Here is a 1,038-nt window from a genome sequence, read left to right on the forward strand (position 1 = left end):
GTCGGCACCCTCGGCGGCGTCATCCGCATCACGGACGGGCTGACCGCGCGCATCGGCGAGGAGCGCTGCTTCGACACCCCGCTGGCCGAGTCCGGCATCGCGGGCAAGGCCGTGGGCATGGCCCTCGGCGGCGCCCGCCCCGTGATCGAGATGCAGTTCGACGCGTTCGCGTACCCGGCCTTCGAGCAGATCGCCTCGCACGTGGCCAAGATGCGCAACCGCACCAAGGGCGCCACGCCCATGCCGATCACCCTCCGCATCCCCTACGGCGGGGGCATCGGCGGCGTGGAGCACCACTGCGACTCCTCCGAGTCCTACTACGCGCACACCCCGGGCCTGAAGGTGTACACCCCGGCCTCGGTGAAGGACGCGTACATGATGCTGCGCTCGGCCATCCGCCTGGACGATCCGGTGGTCTTCATGGAGCCCAAGAAGATGTACTGGACCAAGGCCGAGCTCGACCTCGACCAGCTGCGCGCCGAGTTCGAGGAGGGCTGGGCCCGCGTCGAGGACACGAAGGAGCACGGCGAGGCATGGGCCCGCGCCGCCGTCGTCCGCGAGGGCACGGACGTCACCCTCGTCTCCTACGGCCCCTCCGTGCCCACCTGCCTTGCCGCCGCCCATGCGGCCGCGGAGGAGGGGCTCTCGGTGGAGGTCGTGGACCTGCGCACCGTGAACCCGCTGGTCGAGGACACGATGACCGCCTCGGTCGCCAAGACCGGCCGCGCCGTCGTCGTCGCCGAGCCGCAGGGCTTCGCGTCCGTGGCCTCCGAGCTGGTGGCCCGGATCCAGCAGCGCTGCTTCCACTCGCTGGCGGCGCCCGTGGGCCGCGTGACCGGCTTCGACATCCCGTTCCCCGCGCCGAAGCTCGAGGAGCACCACCTGCCGAACATCGACCGCATCCTGGACGCGATCGACGACCTGAACTGGGACCTGGACGCCGCCGAGGAGGCCCGCGCATGAGCAACACCTTCCTGCTGCCCGACCTGGGCGAGGGCCTGACCGAGGCCGACGTCGTCCGCTGGCTCGTCGCCGAGG

1 protein-coding gene is annotated in these 1,038 nt (G+C 71.6%); it reads left to right on the forward strand.

What is annotated here, in order from left to right; translation table 11 throughout:
- On the forward strand, nucleotides 1–963 hold a 963-nt coding region (locus AB0N07_RS52160; protein WP_365848170.1), incomplete at its 5' end, for a transketolase C-terminal domain-containing protein.
- Nucleotides 964–1,038: the final 75 nt, after the last annotated feature.

It is taken from the genome of Streptomyces sp. NPDC051172, assembly GCF_040682555.1.
Classification (GTDB): Bacteria; Actinomycetota; Actinomycetes; order Streptomycetales; family Streptomycetaceae; genus Streptomyces.